The sequence below is a fragment of the Haloarcula ordinaria genome (genome assembly GCF_029338275.1).
Lineage (GTDB): Archaea > Halobacteriota > Halobacteria > Halobacteriales > Haloarculaceae > Haloarcula > Haloarcula ordinaria.
The window spans coordinates 1,138,355-1,158,520 of record NZ_CP119789.1; the positions used below are offsets into that span (position 1 = coordinate 1,138,355).

The following is a 20,166-nucleotide window of genomic DNA, read 5'->3' on the forward strand; positions in this document are numbered from 1 at the left end:
CCGCTCGCGTGACTCAGTCGGCCGCCTGGCTCGACCCGCTCGTGAGGTAGGCCTTCGTCGCGTCGACCAGGGCCTTGCGGAACTCGGACTCGTCGGGGTCCGGTGACAACGCCGCGAACTGGCGCTTGAACGCGCCGAAATCGAGGTCCGGAGCGTCCGACGCGGCCGCGTGCGCGAGGTCGTACAGCCGATGGTCCGACTCGAGCAGGTCGTGTCGCTCACAGAGCGCCAGCGCGAACGCGGCGTTGACCGCCGTGATGTCCGGGTCGGCGGCCGGCGTGCGACGGCTCGACGGTTCGGGCGTGCCGTCCCGCGGTGCCACCCGCGTCCCCACGCCGTCCCACGCCGGCGGGTCGACCGGGCGGTCGGCGACGGCCGCCGCGAGACTCGCCTCGAGGAAGTCGACCACCTTGTCGCCCGGCACCATCTGCATCCAGACGTCGTCCGCGTAGACGTCTTTCATGTGGTTCGCGATCTGGTAGCAGTGGACGAGCTTCCGGCGCTCGACCGACCGGCCCGCTATCGCGAGGAAGATAGCCTCCTCCGTCGACTGGGTGTGTGAGGGGTGACCCCGCTCGTAGTGGTGCATGTGGGCGTACTCGTGCAGCGCGAGCTCGCGGGCCAGCGCGCTCGTCGCGGCCTGCCGGGAGATGATGAGGAGGTGACTCTCCTCGTCGTGGCTGACGCGCGTGCGCTCGTCCGGGTCCGTGCGCACGCGGACTGTCACCGGACGGTCGAGGTCGTACTCCGTCGAGAAGAGGTCGCGCGCTCCGAGAAACGGTTCGGCCGGGCCGCCCCGCACGTGAACGTCCATGTATATTGTTCACACGGGCCGAGGCTGTATGGTTCTTGCGGGGTCGGCGGCCGAACTACACCACGCCCCCGACCGAGAGCACCACGGCCGCTCCGACGGCGAACCCCACGACGCCGATGACCGCACCGGCCCGGACCCAGCGCCGGAGTCGCCGCCTGACTGCCTCGGCCTCGCCCTCGAACACGACGAGCCGTCGCTCTCCGTCGCTCACCAGCGGATACCGCGTCTCGGGGTCGCGGGTGACCGTCCCCAGTACCGTCACCGCACACTCCGGTTCGAGTCGGTGCTCGACGAACGCCTGGTCGGGGTCGGCGTCGAGTCCCGCCTGCTCGCGGACGGCCGCCAGGTCGGGTGCGTCGGTGCTCCCTGTCCCTCCTCGTACTCGGACGTCTTCGCCACCCATGAGCGGTCGCCCCCAGAGCCGGACTGACCCGCCGGAGGGGTCGACTACGACGGCTCCGCTTCCGTCGTCGACGACGAAGCGCGCGTCTGTCCGCTCGTAATGACACTCAGCGGGGGCCGTCCGGTGTGCGATGCCCCGATCTTCGGTGACTCTGAGCGAGTACCACAGCGACTGCTCGCCCGACAGCGGCGCGGTCACGGCGTCCTCGTCCACCTCGCCCGTCCCGGAGACGATCGTCGGCCCCTCGTCGAGCCCGGCCATCGCGTCGGTTCCGCGCCTGACCTGCCGGTACTCGTCGAGATTTCCGATGGCGACGGCCGCGCCGACCGTGCCGACGACGACCAATCCGAACCCGACCGCGAAGGGGAGCGACCCGGGCTCGCCTTCGGCGGGCACGTCACCCGGGAGCGCGACCAGTGCGAGGAGCCCGGTCCCGGCGATCACCGGTCCGGCGGCGTCCCACCACCTGACTCCCAGGCGACGGCCGACGTGCGTGAGCGACCGCCCCAGCCGGAAGTAGTACCACAGCACCGCGAGCATTGCGAGAACCGGGACGAGGAAGACGAGGACGAAGACGGCCACGAAGATATCGACCAGCGCAACCATTGCCTCCGGTTTGATACTGCTACCCTGGTAACTCTTGGCCTCCCTCGATTCGCCCGCGGCCTGTGGGCCGCTCACATACGTCCGCCGAAACACCGACAGGCCGCTCGACAGGGTCGCTCCCCGCCGGGCTTCCGCGTTCGGGTGTCTCTGACACGCTCAGGCGGAAACACTATCCTTTTGACCCTCCTGTTGATACGCTTCTGTATAATGGGCCGACGCAAGAAAATCGTTCAGGAATGTGAGTCCCTGATGCACGACCCGGAGAACATCCGGAACATCGCCATCGCGGCTCACGTCGACCACGGGAAGACGACGCTGACAGACAACCTGCTCGCCGGTGCGGGCATGATCTCCGACGACACGGCCGGCCAGCAGCTCGCCATGGACACGGAGGAAGACGAGCAGGAACGTGGCATCACCATCGACGCGGCCAACGTCTCGATGACCCACGAGTACGAGGACACCAACCACCTCATCAACCTCATCGACACGCCTGGCCACGTCGACTTCGGTGGCGACGTGACCCGTGCGATGCGTGCCGTCGACGGTGCGCTCGTCGTCGTCGACGCCGTCGAGGGCGCGATGCCCCAGACCGAGACGGTGCTTCGCCAGGCGCTGCGCGAGGGCGTCAAGCCGACCCTCTTCATCAACAAGGTCGACCGCCTCATCTCCGAACTGCAGGAAGGGCCCGAAGAGATGCAAAAGCGGCTCCTCTCGGTCATCAGCGACGTCAACGACCTCATCCGCGGCATGACCGAGGAGATGGACGACATCGACGACTGGACCGTCTCCGTCGAGGAGGGGACCGTCGGCTTCGGTTCGGCGCTGTACAAGTGGGGCGTCTCGATGCCCTCGATGCAGCGCACCGGGATGGACTTCGGCGACATCATGGAACTGGAGCGCGCCGACAAGCGCCAGGAACTCCACGAGCGGACGCCGCTGTCGAACGTCGTGCTCGACATGGTCTGTGAGCACTTCCCGAACCCCAACGCCGCCCAACCGATGCGTATCCCGCGCATCTGGCGCGGCGACGACACCTCCGAACTCGCCGAGCAGATGCGCCTGGTCGACGAGGACGGCGAGGTCGTCCTGATGGTCACCGACATCGGTATCGACCCCCACGCCGGCGAGATCGCCGCCGGGCGTGTCTTCTCCGGGACGCTGGAGAAGGGCCAGGAACTGTACGTCTCCGGGACCGCGGGCAAGAACCGCATCCAGAGCGTCGGCATCTACATGGGCGGCGAGCGCGAGGAAGTCGAAGAGGTTCCCGCCGGGAACATCGCCGCCGTCACCGGTCTGAAAGACGCCATCGCCGGCTCCACCGTCTCCAGTGTCGAGATGACGCCCTTCGAGTCCATCGAGCACATCTCGGAGCCGGTCATCACGAAATCCGTCGAGGCCCAGAACATGGACGACCTGCCGAAGCTCATCAAGACGCTCCAGCAGGTCGCGAAGGAGGACCCGACCATCCAGGTCGAGATCAACGAGGACACCGGCGAGCACCTCATCTCCGGCCAGGGTGAGCTCCACCTGGAGGTCATCGGCCAGCGTATCGAGCGCAACCAGGGCATCCCCATCAACACCGGTGAGCCCATCGTCGTCTACCGCGAGGCCCCGCAGCAGGAGTCCCGCGAGGTCGAGGGCATCTCACCGAACCGCCACAACCGGTTCTACATCTCCGTCCACCCGCTCGCCGAGGACATCGTCGAGACCATCAAGATGGGCGAAGCGTCGATGGACATGCCGGAACTCGAGCGCCGTGAGGCGCTGCAGGAGGCCGGCCTCGACAAGGACACGTCCCAGAACGTCGAGCACATCCACGGCACCAACATCCTCATCGACGACACGAAGGGGATTCAGCACCTCAACGAGACGATGGAACTCGTCATCGAGGGGCTCGAGGAAGCCCTCGACGAGGGGCCGCTGGCGAAGGAGCCGGTTCAGGGCTCGCTCCTGCGTCTCCACGACGCCCGCCTCCACGAGGACGCCATCCACCGCGGTCCGGCCCAGGTCATCCCCGCGGTCCGGAACGCGGTCCACAACGCGCTCATCGACGCGCGTATCAAGCTGCTCGAGCCGATTCAGCAGGTCCGCATCGACGTGCCCAACGACCACATGGGCGCCGCGTCCGGTGAGATCCAGGGTCGCCGTGGCCGCGTCGACGACATGTACCAGGAAGGCGACCTGATGGTCGTCGAGGGCATCGCCCCCGTCGACGAGATGATCGGCTTCTCCTCGGACATCCGCTCCGCGACGGAGGGTCGTGCCTCCTGGAACACGGAGAACGCCGGTTTCCAGGTCATGGCCGACAACCTCCAGCCGGAGAAGATCACCGAGATCCGCGAGCGCAAGGGCATGAAGCTCGAACTGCCCGAGGCCATCGACTACTTCTAGAACCCACTTTTTGCTGCGTCGCGTTCGAGTCGCGCCTTCGGCGCGCTCGAACCTCTCTGCTCACGGGCGTGCAGCGCCCGTTCGCATAGTCAGCGGGACCGAAAGTCCCGCTCGACTTGCAAAAACTTGGAGAAAAGGCGGGACCTCGCTTCGCTCGGTCCCGTGAAACCGCGCCTCACTTCGTTCGGCGCGGTCTGCTTGCAGTGAATTCCCCTGCGCTTGGGGTGGGCCGCCGTCGTCGCTATCTCAGGGGCGGTTTTGAGTGCATCAGACCGCCGACCGCCCCGACCCGCCCATCATCGTCGTGCAGCCCTCGGGCCGAAAGGACGGGATTCTTATAGCCACCTCTGCTGAGTATCCGACAATGAGCGGATTCACTCCACAGGAGGTGAGCGGGCGATGAGCGACTCGACCGAAGAGGTTCGTGCGTACACAGTTCGGCTCGAACTGGTCGACGAACCGGGCGAACTGCTGCGGGCGCTCGAGCCCATCGCCAACAACGGCGGGAACCTCCTCTCTATCTTCCACGAGCGGGGGAACGTCACCCCGCGTGGCCACATCCCCGTGGAGGTCGACCTGGAGGCGACGCCCGACCGGTTCGACGGCATCGTCGACGCTCTGCGCGATGCGGGCATCAACGTCATCCAGGCCGGCGCCGAGCGCTACAGCGAGGCGCTCACCATCGTCCTCTCGGGTCACCTGGTCGACACCGACCTCTCGGATACACTCTCGCACATCCAGGAGTCGACCAGCGCCACCGTCACCGACCTCTCGCTGTCCGCCCCCGAGGGAACCGAGGACGCTTCCAGCGCACGCCTCCGGCTGGCGACCGAGGAGGGCGCCGTCGAGGAGGCGCTGGCCGCGGTCCGCGAGGTGGCCACGGAGAAGGACCTGCGTCTCATCGAGCCGCTCACGGTGGGTGGTGACACATGAGGCTCGCCGTGCTGGGCGCCGGCGCCGTCGGCGGGTCGGTCGTCGACCTCGCCGCGGACTACGGCCACACCGTGACCGCCTTCGCGGACTCCCAGAGCGCCGTCGTCGACACCGACGGCATCGACCCGCAGGGCGCACTCGACCGGAAAGCGCGGGACGGCATCGTCGGCGACGCCGGCCCCGAGGACGCGCTGACCGCCGACTACGACGTGCTCGTCGAGGCGACGCCGACGACGCTGGGCGACGCCCAGCCCGGCTTCGGCCACGTCGAGACCGCTCTGGAACTCGACCGCCACGTCGTGCTGGCCAACAAGGGCCCCGTCGCAGAGCGGTTCGCCGAGGTCCGCGCACTGGAGGCCGACAGCGAGGGCACGGTCCTGTTCGAGGCGACCGTCGGCGGCGCGATGCCGGTCCTCTCGACCATCGCCGACTTCGACCCCGACCACATCTCGGCGGTTCGCGGCGTCCTCAACGGGACGGCGAACTTCATCCTCTCGCGGATGTCCGCCGAGGGACTGGGCTACGAGCACGTGCTGGCCGAAGCCCAGGACCTCGGCGTCGCCGAGGCCGACCCGACCTTCGACGTCGATGGCACCGACGCCGCGCTGAAAGGCGTCATCGTCGCGAACGTCCTGGCCGACGACGGCGAGGAGTATACGCTCGCGGACGCCGACGTCGAGGGTATCCAGGACATCTCGGGGAGTGCGCTCGAACTCGCCCAGGAAGACGGCCAGACGGTCCGGCTCATCGCTGAAGTCACCGAGGGCGACGTGCGTGTCGGGCCGCGGCTCGTCCACGAACACGCGGCGCTCGCACCCACGGGCACGCGCAACATCGTCCAGTTAGAGACCGAACACGCCGGCCGGCTCAACATCTCGGGCCGGGGTGCGGGCGGTCCGGAGACGGCGAGTGCGGTGCTCGCCGACGTCGGCCGACTGGAGTAGTCATACGCCTGCGGCTGTTCTCCCGTCGTCGTTCCCCGGCTAGCCGTGGCGCTTCGAGCCGTCAGCCGGCTGGCACCGTCGCCGTCGCGGGGAGACCGTGCGCGCCGGCCCCATGACACTATGTGGCAAATCGCACGAAAGCGCGGGCCTGACGCTTGCTCGCTATCGAAATCGTTTTATGAACTACAAAGTAAAGACACTCACATAGCGCCCCTGCGCGTGAGATAATCAATGAGCGACGAACAACACCAGAACCTGGCCATCATCGGCCACGTCGACCACGGGAAGAGCACGCTCGTCGGCCGACTCCTGTACGAGACAGGATCGGTACCGGAGCACGTCATCGAACAGCACAAGGAAGAGGCCGAGGAGAAGGGCAAGGGCGGCTTCGAGTTCGCCTACGTCATGGACAACCTCGCCGAAGAGCGAGAGCGCGGTGTCACCATCGACATCGCCCACCAGGAGTTCACCACGGACACCTACGACTTCACCATCGTCGACTGTCCCGGCCACCGCGACTTCGTGAAGAACATGATCACGGGCGCGAGCCAGGCCGACAACGCCGTCCTCGTCGTCGCCGCCGACGACGGTGTCCAGCCGCAGACCCAGGAGCACGTCTTCCTGGCCCGCACCCTGGGCATCGGCGAACTCATCGTCGCCGTCAACAAGATGGACCTCGTCGACTACAACGAATCCGACTACAAGCAGACCGTCGAGGAGGTCAAAGAGCTCCTCAACCAGGTCCGCTTCAACACCGACGACGCCGAGTTCATCCCGATCTCGGCCTTCGAGGGCGACAACATCGCCGAAGCGTCCGACAACACCGGTTGGTACGACGGCGAGATCCTCCTCGAGGCACTCAACAACCTGCCGGCTCCGGAGCCGCCGACGGACGCGCCGCTCCGCCTGCCGATCCAGGACGTCTACACAATCTCCGGCATCGGGACGGTCCCCGTCGGCCGCGTCGAGACGGGCATCCTCAACACCGGCGACAACGTCAGCTTCCAGCCGTCCGACGTCGCTGGTGAGGTCAAGACCGTCGAGATGCACCACGAGGAAGTCCCGAAGGCCGAGCCCGGTGACAACGTCGGGTTCAACGTCCGTGGCGTCGGCAAGGACGACATCCGCCGCGGCGACGTCTGTGGCCCCGCCGACGACCCGCCGTCGGTCGCCGAGACGTTCCAGGCCCAGATCGTCGTGATGCAGCACCCGTCGGTCATCACCGAGGGCTACACCCCGGTCTTCCACGCGCACACCGCACAGGTCGCGTGTACCGTCGAGTCCATCGACAAGAAGATCGACCCGTCCTCCGGCGAGGTCGCCGAGGAGAACCCGGACTTCATCCAGAACGGCGACGCAGCGGTCGTCACCATCCGCCCGCAGAAGCCGCTCAGCATCGAGCCGTCCGGCGAGATTCCGGAGCTGGGTTCCTTCGCCATCCGCGACATGGGTCAGACCATCGCCGCCGGCAAGGTCCTCAGCGTCAACGAGCGATAACGCATGGCCCAGCAGGCACGCGTTCGGCTCGCGGGGACCAGCCCCGAGGACCTCGACGACATCTGCGCCGACGTGCGGGAGATCGCGAGCAAGACGGGCGTCGAACTGTCCGGCCCCGTCCCGCTCCCCACGAAGACGCTGGAAGTCCCCACCCGCAAGTCCCCCGACGGTGAGGGGACCGCGACGTGGGAACACTGGGAGATGCGCGTCCACAAGCGCCTCATCGACATCGACGCCGACGAACGGGCGCTGCGCCAGCTGATGCGCATCCAGGTTCCCAACGACGTCTCCATCGAGATCGTCCTCGAGGACTGAGACGGGTCGCGACCGCTCGGTCGCACCTGGCTTCCATCCGAATCGCAGGCCGGGACACACTCCACACGCTGTGTGCATCGCTATCGAAGGTCGCCCTCACGCGCAGGGTTTTTACCACCCCGCGTTAGAGAGGCAGGTGCGGGCTCGTAGATCAGTGGCAGATCGCTTCCTTCGCAAGGAAGAGGCCCCGGGTTCAAATCCCGGCGAGTCCATGCGAATTTCGCTCGTTCGGTAATCGCCCCAAGGCGGTCATTCTTTATAAAACCCATACACCGTTGAGCCGTGTGTTCGCTCCGTCACGAGGCACGGCTTGCCGGTTATGTTTTCGTGATTTCTCCGAGTCCACCGTGCGCCGAGTGGCGGTTTTCCAGAATGAAGATTTTCAATGTCCGACTCAGCCAGTATCATATACCACCATCTTGAAACCGAGACGCGTAACAGCGCGGTAGAACAAATCTGGTAGTACCTTAGCGTCAGTCAGATTCGGTCAAGCAGTTCTTTCTTTTTCCTCTCAAATTCGGCCTCCGTAATCGCACCCTGGTTTCGGAGTTCGTTCAGTCGTTCAAGCGTATCTGTAGGGTCGGATTCAGAGGATACTTCGACTTCTTCCTCTGTACCATCCGTCTCGTTTGCTGGAACCTCCTTTGAGACTCCCTTTGATGCCTTGATATTGTCGGAGGCACCTTTCGCTCCCATAGCCCACCCAATCGGATTGAGGCTCATCACAGCCGTTGTTCCCCACCACAACCCTCCGCGCTTCTTGGGTTTCCATCCGCAGTTTGGACACCGCTTCACATTTGGTGAGATTTCTGTACGGCACTCTCGGCAGATAGATTTCACGTTATCTTCCGTGGTACTGCCTTCGCCTGCGTGTTCTAACTCCTCTGCGTCTGCCCCTGCAGTCATAATCCACGAATCCATCCAGCGCTTTTCCGATACACTATACATATATGAAAGCCCCATCCCGATTGCAGGAATCCCAGCAAAGGCAATCAATCCAAGATTCAATTCTATCAGTCCAAACACCAAGAGATAAAACGTGAGTGGGACTGTGAGTATTAACCCAAGTATCCCGATAGGGCGCGCATTCTCTAAGTCCACTCCTGCGACATTTTCCATTTCACTATACCCATCCTCTGAATCATCGTTATCCGACTCGCCCACAGACACTATCGGCAAATTACAACCAAAGTATATGTATTTATTCCATATATTTTAACGCGATGAGGGGCGGGTTGAGTTAGTCTTCCTCCCTCACCTCTCGCCCCTTTCTTCCAATCTCCCGCTCATAGACCCGGTCGGGGTTGGGTTCCGCTTCCGGCTCGCCGTCACCAATATCCCCGAGGTGGGGTGGGTCACATTGGAGCGCCATTATTCGCCCTCCGTGGACTGGAAGCACGCAAAGCAGGGGAGTGAATCAGCACCCGGCCCCGAACACCACTTCTCGCCGTTCGGACACCCGTGTTCGGCTTCGATGACGCCCGCGCCGTCCTCGCGTTGTTCCTCGACAATCACACCGCCGTCAGCACGCAAGCGCTCCACAAGCGTCTTGGAGTCCGCTCCTTCGCCGTCCACGGTGGGGGTTGGACAGTCCACAGCCGTTTGCAGAACGACCGGGCCGCCGATTGTAGCGAGCGCGACCTTGTGCTTGCAGTCGTACTCCTCGTTATACTTGTCAGCCGGACACTCACATTCGGCAGGAACGAGAAGTCCGTCGCGGTCTTCGACACCAACGAGGTACGAGTGGTCGTCTTTCTCACACCCGTAACTCGCATTCGTCACCCGAACGAGATGGGGCGCTTCTACGCTGAACTCCCACGCTTCCCATCCAACGCGTTTCGCAGTCTTCGAGCCGTAGTTTAGTTCCTCAACGATGCGTTTATCAGCCGTAGTCGTGCTATCTTGCATTGGCGTTCTGCTCCACAGAAGGCCACTCGTCCGGTGTTCCAGCACCGGGCGTTTTCCGAACGACTACGCCCCGAGGGAGAGCGACCTCCGTATTACTACCTTAGAGGGAAGTGTATTAAGTCTATTCCTTAGAGGGAAGTGATTAGTAGACAGAGCGAGACTGTCCCATATGGGCGAAAAATCTACTCCGGGACCAAAACCAAGCGTAACCGACGAGGAGATTTTGGAGGTCTTTCACGCGACGAGCGACCCCGTCCTTTCGACTGCGGAGGTGGCCGAGCAGATACCACTCGAACGGCGTTCCGTGTATAACCGTCTCGTGTCGCTACGCGATGAGGGCCGGCTGGACAGCAAGAAGATTGGCGGGCGAAACTCAATCTGGTGGATTTCAGAAAAGTAATCTGAATTAATTCGTGGTAACTCACCGCCCCGTCATCGCACTCCAACTTATGAACAGCACTACAGTAGGCTCGACGGCTGTGTGTATGAGTCTGCCCGTGGGAAGCCGACTGCCCGGTTAGCACACGACGGGTGAGCGCGGGCGCGGACTTACGTAACCCCGTGCGAGAAATATCTCGATTCTCGAAGCAATTTCGGAGCGATTGCGATATGTCGATGGCTTTCGACGGGAATGTGACCTCGCGGGCTGTGTGGCTCGCCAGTCCGTCGAATTTTCGACAACGAGAGAAATGGAAAGGTGAGTGTATGGAGAGTATGCAATTTTGTGAACACTGATTTTCTTATCCCCACGTCGAGAAGAACGTCCATCTCTGACCACGACGACTGGCTCGCTGACGGTCGCCTCGAAATCAAGGAGCGACTGGAAGACAGCGATGAGGAGTATCGAGAATATCTTAAAGAGGAGTGTCCCTACGTCTATTGGGGATGGGAGTTCACTCCGGAGCCACCCGAGGAAGTCGCGCGAGCATTGGGACTGGATTAGTATCAGTTTCTACTAATACAGTTTTTTCTGATAGTTATTCGCCTACTCGCTCTCGTCGCGCTCACGACCACGAGGAGATATGCGATGAGGCGGCGCGGAGGTCAAGCCGATAGTTCGCGTTGCCACTCAACGAATGCCATACAGTTCTAACTCCAGGTGGGCCATACAAGAAGTATAGCAACTCAATAACTGCAGTTCTCTGAAGTATAGATTAGAACGACTATTAGACTGGTACTATGGACAATTCTAATTCAATTCGATGAACTTCAATACATGAGGTTAAATTCTACCGCCAAGTTCTGTTACATACACTCCCCCTCATCGCGTTAATTCTCTTTGAATTGAATATGGAATAGTGATATGGTAGTGCATGTAGCCTCACCCAGTAGTGCCCATAGATGTGCCGCTACAGCAGTGCGCCCGCGTGGGGCACGCCGCAGAACGAGACGTGGCACAATCGCTTCTAAGCCCACTCAGCCATACGACGAGTGGCTGTGGATGTTCGAGGCACCGAGGAAGGGGGAAGTATCCTCTCAGTCGAACGGTTGTCTCAGGAACGACACAGTACCATCTGGAGGGATTCTTAGCGAGACGCTTGGGGTGAGGGCGATGTGTAGTTCGACACCCTGACTCTCCACCTATCTTCTCGTCAATCCTAAGCACTCTGATAAGCCGGTGGACGGCTTTCGTGGACGGTCGAGTACCTTTCATCAAAGAAAAATGAAACCGCGTAGGGAGCCGCACGGAGCGTCCTATGACAGAGTGATTTCAAGCCAATTTCGGGGTGAATCAGGAACACCACCGAGAGCCACCGACTGAGTGGAGTGAGAGAAGCCACCCGTGGCTACATACGACCCGTGAGGGCGTTTCTGATAACTCCGAGAGGGACACATCGTATTAAGAAAATAAACCGCTCTACGAGCCTGCTCTGCGTTTCGGAGACTCTCAGTAGGAACCCAAGGCCCGGATTCGTGAAATACAGGGCAACAATTTACTAAATTTATCTGGTAGGTTTGCCACTATACACTATTTACTTATATTTTTCCGAGTCATTTGTCTTTCATCTCGCAAATGATTTAACTTTTTGGCAAGTGAATGAATGGGAGACAGTCCGCTCATCGTGGCTTTGATTGTTGACTAATACCATTCAATACATCTGTAATGGTGTATTATTTCTGTGAAATGTCTTCTTCTTAGTAATGGTGGAAGTAGGAGATACCAGCAATGGTGACGAAATTCTTGAGGTTAAAGAACTTTCAGATAATCAAACGTTGATTCGGACGGAAGGAACACTTTCAGAAGAAGATTTCCGGGTCAAATTAATCAACGAACACCACCCTCGAGGCGTCACAGTCAAACACGCTCATTTCGCTATCGATTTCTTTGGTAAACTCCAGTACGACCGCGAGATAGGGGGCCGAGTTCTCCAGTCACTCGTGGATATTTGGCACGGAAATGATGTAGAGGAGGAACTCGATGAGTGGCGAGAGTCCTCCTATCAAGAGGGGCTACCGGGGTACAACCTTGATTACATCTTCTACGCAATGGCTTGGATTCTGGAACAAGAGGATATTAATTACGAGCCGGATGGCCGTGACGCCTCCAAGCAACGTGAGATTGATGAAATCCTTCAGCAACAAGGTGTAAACACTCCTGAGGGGCGCAAAGGGAGTGAACTTGCTATCTCTCTATTTTGTGATATTTCGAACGGCACTCACCCGGTTGAGGCATTTTACCGGGTGAACCTTCGGATTTAGAGGGCGGAATAAATTATTGCGACCAGACGAAAGACGACCCAATTTCCGTTCGGGTCACATCTCCTTCTTTTTCTAAATCTTTCAACCGTCTGTAGGCCAAATCATACGAGCAACCGACTTCATCTGCCACCCGTGCCGTCGTTGCATTATCAAGTGAATTGACCGCTTGAAGAAACGCCTCGCGGGGATATTGCTCCGTGAACTTTCCCGAGTCCTCATCGCGGTCAGCAGTCACAGATGATGGTTGAGAAGGAAATGGCTTAAACGTGCAGAACCGACTACCGTTCAACATATATTGAAAGGGTATGTTTAAACCTGAAGCCGCAACAATCGCTAACAAGATGGTCAGCCCAATTCTGAAGTGGGCCGGTGGAAAACGGCAACTCCTCGATGAACTATACAGCCGGTTCCCTAACTCCTACGCGCATTATCACGAACCCTTCTTCGGAGGTGGGGCACTATTCTTCGACCTTGAGCCGTCCAATGGCTCAATCAACGACACGAACGACCGGCTCATCAACTTCTACGAACACGTACGCGACCGACCAGAGGAACTAATCGACACTCTCCGTTCTTTCGACGACCCTGAATCTGACCCCGACCCTGACCGTCGATTTTCGGATACCAACCGGAAAGGAAAGGAGATTAAGAACTACTACTACCAGCAACGAGAGTTATTCAATAACCGCCCCTACGACGACGATTACGATGAACTCGAAGAAGCGGCCCTACTCCTCTACCTGAACCGGACGTGCTACAACGGGCTTTACCGTGAGAATAGTAGTGGAGGCTTCAACGTACCCATCGGGCGATACAGTAATCCGGATTGGGTTCGAGCCGAAGAAATCCGAAAGGCCAGCCACGTCCTCGAAGATACAGAAATTCGGAATACCGGATTCGAGTACATCTTAGAGGTGGCTGAGGAAGACGACTTGGTGTACTTTGACCCGCCGTATGAGCCGATGAGTCCGACGGCCTACTTCACAGATTACAGCGCCGAAGGGTTCGGGAAAGAAGACCAAGAACAACTCCGCGATGTTGCTCAGAAACTCGATGAAAGGGGCGTGAACGTCATCCTCAGCAACAGCGGGGTGATGTACGAGATGTACGATGAAGCAGGATTCTACGTGGAAGTGGAAGGCGCGACACGGGCCATCAATAGTGACGCGGAGAATCGAGATGAGGTAGATGAAGTCATCGCCACGAACGTTCCGCCAAAAGAGCGGCGTCGAGCAGGACAGCAGGGACTCGCAGACTTCTAAGGAGTCGCCCTACACTTCTTTCGTCTCTAAGAACCTTTCCACGTCTTCGGGAAGTTGGGTTTCTGCTTGATGGAGGTTGTAGAGGTCGGTTATATCGTTATAACTCTCGCGCAGTACGTTGGTGAGTGACTTCTCCCATCCCTGTCCATCGGTAATCCAGACGAACGCCACGTCGTCGTTTCGCATCCGTTGAGCGACGTGGTTGTACGAACGGCGTATCTCGGAGGGCTTGCTTCCACCGACTTTGTAGGCGTTCGCTTCCACGACGAGCCGGAGATTACCGTCCTCGAACAGCGCGAAGTCCACGGTCTTCTTCTGCCCTGATTCGTCGTTGTACTCGGTCGTGTATTCATCGTCCATTTCGACGGAGTATCCGGCGTTATTGAGTCGGTCAGCAATTTCGGCTATCTGCTCACCCACTAAATCCTCGAAGCACTCTCCCTGCCGGTTTTTCCGGGCGTGAGATTCCATCCCCACGAGCATCCCCCGATAGTGGTCACGAACATCTGCTTTGTCCACGACGTATTGGAGGCCAATTTCTTGGAGTATGTCAGCCAAGTCACGAGCGGCTTGTCTGTCACCGGAGTCGATAGCGCGTTGAATATCGTAGAACTTCCAGACACCTTCGAGGGCGCTGTATTTGTTGCCTCGCTCCCCGAGAATCTCGAAGTAGAAATCAATCCATTTTCGAGTATCATCGGCGGCCATCAAAGCATCTGCAAGCCCTTCCACAAACTTATCTTCGGAAACATCTTCGAGGTCAAGAATCGCATCAATCTGAACTTCGTAGTTTTCGATTTCGTCCTCAATCCCGCTCCAGTCAATGAACTCTGTCGAAGGGATAGCGGAGGGGACAATAGTTTCTTGAAACTCATCTACGAACTCGTCCGTTTGGGGACGATGCTGACGAATAGGCATAGTTGATAAAAAACAGAATTGATAGAAAGGCGTCCTTTACATCCGAATTGAATGGGTCGGCTAAGATACGTCTCTAAATATCCCAACATCACCGCCTCATCGCGTGGAGCCTTCTTTTCACCACTCTAATTAGCGAAACAGACTGGTCTTGGTTCGGCATACGTGGGTCTAAGCGAGTAGTGTACCAGGTCAAAACGCGCGGCGTCCTCGCGTACCGACTCAATTAAGCGAAACAGAACGAACTTCCAAGGAATTAGTGAGAAAAGAATATTAGCCCGTTTACTTTCACTACGGTCAGCCTATCTTTTTGACACTTGGCGGCGATTAAGCAAACATGGGGTACGAAACTGGTGCAGTCAAGTACTTCTTCGGGATGCTGACCAGTGGTTGGGGGCTAATCACTGCGTATCTCTACATGGATGGATTACTTCATCCAATGGACTACATCCTCGGATTCGCTCACATCCTCAGAAACCTGAATAACCCTAAGGAGATACTGCGGGGCTTTTTGAGTATCTTCATCACCACGCCCTCGGAGTTCGCTAAACTCGCTGTGACAGGCCTCGCATTAATGACCATTCTGTGGTATCTCGGAAGCAAATTTGATTAGCACCATGCGGGTTCACGACCGACTTTCAAGATGGCTCACCCGGGGCTATGCGAGGGCGCTTGATTTCAGTGGGGTTAGCAGAGAGGAAACATACCAGAGCCATAATGAAGAACAGAAAGTGTTCTGGATAGATGCTGAGGATTGGTCTGCGGCGGGGCAGTGTACCCCGTTCGGGACGATACTACTGAACGAAGACCGATTGAGTAACGTTCCCGATAGTGTGAAAGATTATGTCTTCTTGCATGAAGTGGGCCATACGAAGACCCCTACAATCCTGAGTGTAGCGAGTATCATTCTAAGGATTCCTTTGACATTTTTAGCAATCATAGGTGTTCCCGTGCTGATTGGCAGATGGCTTGGATTCGCTCTCTCTGTACCTGAATTGGGACAATTGACGACTTTCACCGTGACTACACTAATTTCGGTTCTACTCCTAACTATCCCGATAGTCCTAATTTGGTGGTTGGATGAGGGATATGCGGAACTTTTCGCTGTCTCAAAACTCGGAGTGGCTACTTACCAACGTCGTCATGCACAAATGACCAAGCACACAGATAGGGGTGTCATTGGGCGCACTGTCCGATGGTTACTATACCCAAATCCGAACTTCGTCGTGTGGATTGCGAAGCGCCTCGATGTGAATTGATAGTGCTCTACACGTCCACGAGATAGTCCTCCCGCCGTTCCATTTGCTCGTTCTTCGTCGCCTTGTCGTAGTGCTTATCCATCACCTCGTGGCTCATATCCACACGGTCGGCAGTCACGTCCTTTGGTTGACCTGCGTTCAGCGCCTCGGTGACGTAGCCACGTCGGAGTGCGTGAGGACTCACAGAGCCAGGACACTTGCTCGCGGTATTGTACGAGGTCGCTTCGCACTCATCGAGGTCGCGTCCCATCGGACACTTCCCCGTGTAGTGACAGGGGCGAGTCACCGTGTAGATGTTCCGCTGGATGGTAGACGGCTCGCATCGTTTCCCGTGAGACGACGTGAGTAGCGGCGTGCGTCCGTGTTCATCCTCATCATCGGGATGGTTGAACCGGAGATAGTCACGTAGCACACTGGCGGCCTCATCGCTTATACGCACGTCACGTTCTCCCCGACTCTTGTTCTTGAGTGGCGTTTCGGTTTCTGGCCGATGACGAACGCGGAGGTATGGGTTCGCCCCGTCCTCGAAGTCACGTTTGTCGAGTCCGTAAAGCGAACTCCGTCGCATTCCAGTCTTCCACAGAATCGAGAAGATGACGTGGCGCAGGCTCGCGTACTCGTGCTTTTCGAGGTAGGCCAGAATCTCGGTTGCCTCATCGCTCGTCAGAATGCTATCAGCAACCTCGTCCTCACGGTTCGGCTTTGGGACGCGAACCAACTGATGCATCCCTTCAGGGACAGCGTCAATGTGTTCGCAGAAGTGGATGAATCCCTTTATGCAGGTCATATCGGTTTTGAGCGTGATGGTCTTCACACGTTCCAGCCGCCATTCCTTGAACTGCTGAATCTCGTCACTCGTCAGGGTGTTGAGCATCTTCACTCCCGCCTCATCGCATAGCCAATCACAGAATCCGTTCAACGTAGTGCGGTAGTTCGACAGCGTCGAGTCGGTTACGTCGGTAGATTTGTCTTTCAGGTATCGGTTCTTCGCTTCGTGCGGTGGGATTGCGTTCATTCTCGTACCTCGTATCACCGAACGAGTCCACGCAGTTGGATGCGGGCACGCAGGATAGTGCATTGCGTGCCTTCGCCACGGCCGCCGAGGGCGGCCCCATCTTGCGGTTATGGGGCCATCTTGCCCGAGGCGGTAGAGGCCCCGGGTTCAAATCCCGGCGAGTCCACTCATTCTCTATCGGCTGTTCGGCGGTTATAGGGCCTAAAACGGTCATTTTGTCGAATTCAATTAACTCGATTCTGTCACGATTCATGACGCACCCTCTGTCGTCGTGTGGTTCGCCGCATTCAATCGTCTCGAGCCCTGAAGTGTTTCAACGGTTGTGCTGAATACACAGCGCGAATCGTGCAAAGTTGAGTCTACTGAGTCTGCTTTTCTACGTGGAAAACACGTATGCTGCGCCCGCATCAGATGTCCCGTCCGGAGCCTCACGAAATGCACCGTTGAGGGCTCTGCCTTCACCGACACCAACGTCCGAGGACCATGAGTTGTACTACTCACGATTCCACGATAGATCCTCGATGGAAGTGAGCCGTACCCACTCAGCGATCGTCCGACTACCACCTATCTCTCGATTAATCACAATCCCGTGTGCGATGAAAACTGTAATGTGTTTTATACGTGGCTACCGAATACCCCGCTTGCGATGAGTAACGAAAAGAAAGCTTCACAGCCAGCCAACGATCTCGCCGCTACCCTGAACGACGGAGGTGTCGCTCTCGGCGTACTCGACAATACGTACAGCCCGACGCTCGTGGAGTTCTACGGTGAACTCGGTATTGATTTCGTCTGGTTGGACCTCGAACACGGTGGACCGAACCCGTGGGATGCACGTCAGTTGGAAGACCTGCTCCGCGCAGCCGAACGAACGGATGTGGAAGTACTTCTCCGACTTCCCGATACGGATCCAACGCTCGTCCGGAAAGCGCTGGACCTCGGTGTGAGAAACGTGTTCCTCCCCCGCGTGGAAAGCGCCGACGAAGTCCGCGATGCGGTTCGGTCCGCACGGTTCCGTTACGACGACGGCCCCGGTGATCGGGGACTGTCCTCGCCACGGGCGTCTCGCTGGGGTCTCGCTGACGATTACATTGCGACCGAAGACAGGGAAACCCTCGTCGGTGTGACCATCGAGACCAAGGCATCAATCGGGAATCTGGATGACATCCTCGCTGTCCCGGAGCTGGGGTTTGTCTTCATCGGCCCGCTTGATCTCTCGGTGTCGCTCGGTTATCCCGGTGAAATCGATCACCCGAAAGTGCAGGAAGCCGTCGAGACGGTTCGATCGACGGCCGTCGGTGCGGGCGTCCCCGTTGCAGGCCTCGGATTCGGGATGGATGATGTCAACGAGAAAGTGACGAACGGCTACCAGATGCTGAACCTCGGGAGCACGACCGGGGCGCTCAAGCAGGTCGTCACAGGCTGGTTCGATGCCTACGAAGGGAACGACGCTTGAATTGAACACGCAGCTAGGCCTCACTCGGTCGAGATATTTTCGATTCCGCTGTTGAACCTCGGAGTCCTCATCGGGGCGGGTGCATTGCTCCTCGGTGGCATGGAGATTTTCAAGAACTCCGTCGAATGGCTCGGAGAAGTCACCGCGTACAAACGGCGAGATATCTCTTACCGGGACGATATACGATGAGAACCATTGAACGAAGTCACTGTCTCCCGACCGACTCTGACGTCCGAAGCGACAGATAGCGATGCCAATTCAGGCCGTCCCTGTGGGTACGTCGTCTGGAAGATGCGCGAGCGCACGCCGAAGCAGTGGCGGCGTCATTACAGACTGAGGTCTCCCGGGATGACAGAGATCGTGATTGACCTGGGATTATCCCGTCCACGTACTCCCCATATCGCCACTGATGTTCTCCAACCACGCCCCAAACCGTTCCCGACACGTATCCGCTGTCTCGATGTGTTCCATGAATCCGGCTCCCCCGTCTCGCAAGGCCGTGCCACAGAACGGACAGAGGTCGGGGGTATCCCACTCCGTGGAATCTCGCGGTGGGTGTGAGTTGTCTGATTTCATATTTTATTTCTGAACAGAGTACTGTCGTCAGTCTATGCGGCGCGATCGAGGGCAATGTCGCACGAAGAGCACGTGCGTTTGTCGGTGGCAACATAGACTCGATTACACGATGGGCACTCGTAGAGGTGCGGTGATGAGACGGTGTCAGAACCGCCCGTGGTGGTTTCGTCCGCCATCTCGCCATCCTCGCTGACCAACGTTCGACCATGTGACCAGGCGTTAGCGACACCGTCGGCGGACCTCGTGTTCAGTCGACCAAGTAAGGTCTTGATTTTCCCTATCATGTCTCTTCAACTATTGTTGCGTCTGCCGAATTCGCTATCACACTCCGGAAGCCCTTCAGGGCGTTGTGTTTTCGGGTGTACCCCTGGCCACTGGTCGCAATGATGTTCCCGTTTCGATGGCGGAGTCGCCAGCGCCATTCCTCATCTCGGGCCCGGTAGACTTCGAATCGAGCCAGTGATTGTGCTACATCGGTAGCTCCCAAACGGGAGGTCTCCTCGTCCTCACCCTCGGGAGTAACGTCGGGGGACGAAACAGGAGACACGTCACTCGATACGGTCCACTCCAGCTCCAGTTCCAGACTCATCTCGTCGTCTTCGGTTTCGAGTTCGATTTCCAGCGTGAGTTCGTCTGGCGTCTCGACAGTCACGGCATCCGGGCTATCGCCTAACCGAACGGTTCCTGTGCGAATTCCCTCCGCCACACCGCTTAGTATGGATGCAATCTCCTCCCGACCGGCTGTCAGTTCATTTCCGTAGTCGTCTCGGGACACAGTACAGTCCAATACGGTTGGCGAGAGAATAGTAGCCCCGAATTTCCGACTGAGACTGTGTTCTGATTAATCGGATGAATCGATGCCGCCCAGACAGAGTCACCCGGTTAATCAAAAACAGGATGGAGATGAATATGTCAGGGGTTAACATATTCGGGAGCCGTAGATATGCTATGATAGCTTCACACGGAGCTCTAGATAGTGCTGTCTCAGTCCAGGCGGTGCTGTTGCAGTTCGGGGGGTGGGTTCATCGAGCTTGCAGTCCTCTTTTTGCTACTCGCGATCGTCGCGGCGGTGCTCGGCGTCCGAGGAGTCGCCGGACTCAGCATGGATATCGCAAAATGGCTTGTTATCATCTTCATCGTCCTCGCTATCGTGACGTTCGTTCTGTAGACTC

At 58.5% G+C, this 20,166-nt stretch carries 19 protein-coding genes, 1 tRNA gene and 1 pseudogene; 12 read left to right on the forward strand and 9 right to left on the reverse strand.

Annotation, left to right across the window (positions count from 1 at the left end):
* Nucleotides 1-13 precede the first annotated feature (13 nt).
* Together P1L41_RS06020 and P1L41_RS06025 are read right to left on the reverse strand one after the other, a co-directional pair.
* Nucleotides 14-814 (reverse strand): DUF5781 family protein, encoded by an 801-nt coding sequence (locus P1L41_RS06020; RefSeq protein ID WP_276297959.1) that lies wholly within the window; start codon nucleotides 812-814, stop codon nucleotides 14-16.
* A gap of 55 nt (nucleotides 815-869) precedes the next feature.
* A complete protein-coding gene (locus P1L41_RS06025) occupies nucleotides 870-1,823 on the reverse strand; it encodes a hypothetical protein (protein WP_276297960.1) in 954 nt (317 codons plus the stop codon).
* Nucleotides 1,824-2,030: 207 nt separating this feature from the next.
* Here P1L41_RS06025 and P1L41_RS06030 point away from each other — a divergent pair, with 207 nt between their 5' ends.
* The 6 genes from P1L41_RS06030 (at nucleotide 2,031) to P1L41_RS06055 (ending at nucleotide 8,118) form a co-directional block, all read left to right on the forward strand.
* The gene (locus tag P1L41_RS06030; protein WP_276297961.1) at nucleotides 2,031-4,217 is read left to right on the forward strand and encodes an elongation factor EF-2; all 2,187 of its coding nucleotides are present in this window, start codon (nucleotides 2,031-2,033) and stop codon (nucleotides 4,215-4,217) included.
* Between the two features lie 399 nt (nucleotides 4,218-4,616).
* On the forward strand, nucleotides 4,617-5,150 hold the full coding sequence (locus P1L41_RS06035) for an amino acid-binding protein (RefSeq protein ID WP_276297962.1): 534 nt from the start codon (nucleotides 4,617-4,619) through the stop codon (nucleotides 5,148-5,150).
* Nucleotides 5,147-6,094: a homoserine dehydrogenase gene (locus P1L41_RS06040; RefSeq protein WP_276297963.1), complete on the forward strand. Its 948-nt coding sequence runs from the start codon at nucleotides 5,147-5,149 to the stop codon at nucleotides 6,092-6,094. The genes P1L41_RS06035 and P1L41_RS06040 overlap by 4 nt, the downstream gene beginning before the upstream one ends.
* A gap of 231 nt (nucleotides 6,095-6,325) precedes the next feature.
* On the forward strand, nucleotides 6,326-7,591 hold the full coding sequence (gene tuf / locus P1L41_RS06045; RefSeq protein WP_276297964.1) for a translation elongation factor EF-1 subunit alpha: 1,266 nt from the start codon (nucleotides 6,326-6,328) through the stop codon (nucleotides 7,589-7,591).
* A gap of 3 nt (nucleotides 7,592-7,594) precedes the next feature.
* Nucleotides 7,595-7,906, forward strand: coding sequence for a 30S ribosomal protein S10 (gene rpsJ, locus P1L41_RS06050; RefSeq protein ID WP_276297965.1), 312 nt, complete (start codon nucleotides 7,595-7,597; stop codon nucleotides 7,904-7,906).
* 140 nt (nucleotides 7,907-8,046) lie between these two features.
* Nucleotides 8,047-8,118: transfer RNA gene (locus P1L41_RS06055), tRNA-Ala, on the forward strand.
* 265 nt (nucleotides 8,119-8,383) lie between these two features.
* On the opposite strand, the gene P1L41_RS06060 is transcribed toward P1L41_RS06055, so the two are convergent.
* The gene (locus tag P1L41_RS06060) at nucleotides 8,384-9,070 is read right to left on the reverse strand and encodes an SHOCT domain-containing protein (RefSeq protein ID WP_276297966.1); all 687 of its coding nucleotides are present in this window, start codon (nucleotides 9,068-9,070) and stop codon (nucleotides 8,384-8,386) included.
* Between the two features lie 207 nt (nucleotides 9,071-9,277).
* On the reverse strand, nucleotides 9,278-9,814 hold the full coding sequence (locus P1L41_RS06065) for an SWIM zinc finger family protein (RefSeq protein ID WP_276297967.1): 537 nt from the start codon (nucleotides 9,812-9,814) through the stop codon (nucleotides 9,278-9,280).
* 169 nt (nucleotides 9,815-9,983) lie between these two features.
* Here P1L41_RS06065 and P1L41_RS06070 point away from each other — a divergent pair, with 169 nt between their 5' ends.
* Together P1L41_RS06070 and P1L41_RS06075 are read left to right on the forward strand one after the other, a co-directional pair.
* On the forward strand, nucleotides 9,984-10,214 hold the full coding sequence (locus P1L41_RS06070) for a hypothetical protein (protein ID WP_276297968.1): 231 nt from the start codon (nucleotides 9,984-9,986) through the stop codon (nucleotides 10,212-10,214).
* 1,742 nt (nucleotides 10,215-11,956) lie between these two features.
* Nucleotides 11,957-12,514, forward strand: coding sequence for a hypothetical protein (locus P1L41_RS06075; protein ID WP_276297969.1), 558 nt, complete (start codon nucleotides 11,957-11,959; stop codon nucleotides 12,512-12,514).
* 13 nt (nucleotides 12,515-12,527) lie between these two features.
* On the opposite strand, the gene P1L41_RS06080 is transcribed toward P1L41_RS06075, so the two are convergent.
* On the reverse strand, nucleotides 12,528-12,749 hold the full coding sequence (locus tag P1L41_RS06080; RefSeq protein ID WP_276297970.1) for a transcriptional regulator: 222 nt from the start codon (nucleotides 12,747-12,749) through the stop codon (nucleotides 12,528-12,530).
* Nucleotides 12,750-12,855: 106 nt separating this feature from the next.
* On the opposite strand from P1L41_RS06080, the gene P1L41_RS06085 reads away from it, so the two are divergent.
* Entirely contained in the window at nucleotides 12,856-13,776 is a 921-nt protein-coding gene (locus tag P1L41_RS06085) for a DNA adenine methylase (RefSeq protein WP_276297971.1), read from the forward strand.
* A 9-nt stretch (nucleotides 13,777-13,785) separates the two neighbouring features.
* On the opposite strand, the gene P1L41_RS06090 is transcribed toward P1L41_RS06085, so the two are convergent.
* The gene (locus tag P1L41_RS06090; protein ID WP_276297972.1) at nucleotides 13,786-14,694 is read right to left on the reverse strand and encodes a DpnII family type II restriction endonuclease; all 909 of its coding nucleotides are present in this window, start codon (nucleotides 14,692-14,694) and stop codon (nucleotides 13,786-13,788) included.
* 334 nt (nucleotides 14,695-15,028) lie between these two features.
* On the opposite strand from P1L41_RS06090, the gene P1L41_RS06095 reads away from it, so the two are divergent.
* Entirely contained in the window at nucleotides 15,029-15,304 is a 276-nt protein-coding gene (locus P1L41_RS06095; protein ID WP_276297973.1) for a hypothetical protein, read from the forward strand.
* A 653-nt stretch (nucleotides 15,305-15,957) separates the two neighbouring features.
* On the opposite strand, the gene P1L41_RS06100 is transcribed toward P1L41_RS06095, so the two are convergent.
* A complete protein-coding gene (locus P1L41_RS06100) occupies nucleotides 15,958-16,965 on the reverse strand; it encodes a tyrosine-type recombinase/integrase (RefSeq protein WP_276297974.1) in 1,008 nt (335 codons plus the stop codon).
* A gap of 646 nt (nucleotides 16,966-17,611) precedes the next feature.
* Between P1L41_RS06100 and P1L41_RS06105 the strand changes: the two genes are divergently transcribed.
* The gene (locus P1L41_RS06105; RefSeq protein ID WP_276297975.1) at nucleotides 17,612-18,418 is read left to right on the forward strand and encodes an HpcH/HpaI aldolase family protein; all 807 of its coding nucleotides are present in this window, start codon (nucleotides 17,612-17,614) and stop codon (nucleotides 18,416-18,418) included.
* Nucleotides 18,419-18,793: 375 nt separating this feature from the next.
* On the opposite strand, the gene P1L41_RS18610 is transcribed toward P1L41_RS06105, so the two are convergent.
* Together P1L41_RS18610 and P1L41_RS06110 are read right to left on the reverse strand one after the other, a co-directional pair.
* On the reverse strand, nucleotides 18,794-18,994 hold the full coding sequence (locus P1L41_RS18610; RefSeq protein ID WP_419181089.1) for a DUF7501 family protein: 201 nt from the start codon (nucleotides 18,992-18,994) through the stop codon (nucleotides 18,794-18,796).
* Nucleotides 18,995-19,274: 280 nt separating this feature from the next.
* On the reverse strand, nucleotides 19,275-19,769 hold the full coding sequence (locus P1L41_RS06110; protein ID WP_276297976.1) for an amphi-Trp domain-containing protein: 495 nt from the start codon (nucleotides 19,767-19,769) through the stop codon (nucleotides 19,275-19,277).
* 173 nt (nucleotides 19,770-19,942) lie between these two features.
* Here P1L41_RS06110 and P1L41_RS18615 point away from each other — a divergent pair.
* Nucleotides 19,943-20,162 (forward strand): annotated as a pseudogene (locus tag P1L41_RS18615) (DUF1328 domain-containing protein).
* Nucleotides 20,163-20,166: the final 4 nt, after the last annotated feature.

Coding starts and splice junctions, on each gene's coding strand:
- P1L41_RS06035 (WP_276297962.1), top strand. CDS start 4,617: ATGAGCGACTCGACCGAAGAGGTTCGTGCGTACACAGTTCGGCTCGAA.
- P1L41_RS06105 (WP_276297975.1), top strand. CDS start 17,612: ATGAGTAACGAAAAGAAAGCTTCACAGCCAGCCAACGATCTCGCCGCT.
- tuf (WP_276297964.1), top strand. CDS start 6,326: ATGAGCGACGAACAACACCAGAACCTGGCCATCATCGGCCACGTCGAC.
- P1L41_RS06095 (WP_276297973.1), top strand. CDS start 15,029: ATGGGGTACGAAACTGGTGCAGTCAAGTACTTCTTCGGGATGCTGACC.
- P1L41_RS06030 (WP_276297961.1), top strand. CDS start 2,031: ATGGGCCGACGCAAGAAAATCGTTCAGGAATGTGAGTCCCTGATGCAC.
- P1L41_RS06075 (WP_276297969.1), top strand. CDS start 11,957: ATGGTGGAAGTAGGAGATACCAGCAATGGTGACGAAATTCTTGAGGTT.
- P1L41_RS06070 (WP_276297968.1), top strand. CDS start 9,984: ATGGGCGAAAAATCTACTCCGGGACCAAAACCAAGCGTAACCGACGAG.
- P1L41_RS06085 (WP_276297971.1), top strand. CDS start 12,856: ATGGTCAGCCCAATTCTGAAGTGGGCCGGTGGAAAACGGCAACTCCTC.
- P1L41_RS06020 (WP_276297959.1), bottom strand. CDS start 814: ATGGACGTTCACGTGCGGGGCGGCCCGGCCGAACCGTTTCTCGGAGCG.
- P1L41_RS06090 (WP_276297972.1), bottom strand. CDS start 14,694: ATGCCTATTCGTCAGCATCGTCCCCAAACGGACGAGTTCGTAGATGAG.
- P1L41_RS18610 (WP_419181089.1), bottom strand. CDS start 18,994: ATGAAATCAGACAACTCACACCCACCGCGAGATTCCACGGAGTGGGAT.
- P1L41_RS06100 (WP_276297974.1), bottom strand. CDS start 16,965: ATGAACGCAATCCCACCGCACGAAGCGAAGAACCGATACCTGAAAGAC.
- P1L41_RS06040 (WP_276297963.1), top strand. CDS start 5,147: ATGAGGCTCGCCGTGCTGGGCGCCGGCGCCGTCGGCGGGTCGGTCGTC.
- P1L41_RS06065 (WP_276297967.1), bottom strand. CDS start 9,814: ATGCAAGATAGCACGACTACGGCTGATAAACGCATCGTTGAGGAACTA.
- rpsJ (WP_276297965.1), top strand. CDS start 7,595: ATGGCCCAGCAGGCACGCGTTCGGCTCGCGGGGACCAGCCCCGAGGAC.
- P1L41_RS06025 (WP_276297960.1), bottom strand. CDS start 1,823: ATGGTTGCGCTGGTCGATATCTTCGTGGCCGTCTTCGTCCTCGTCTTC.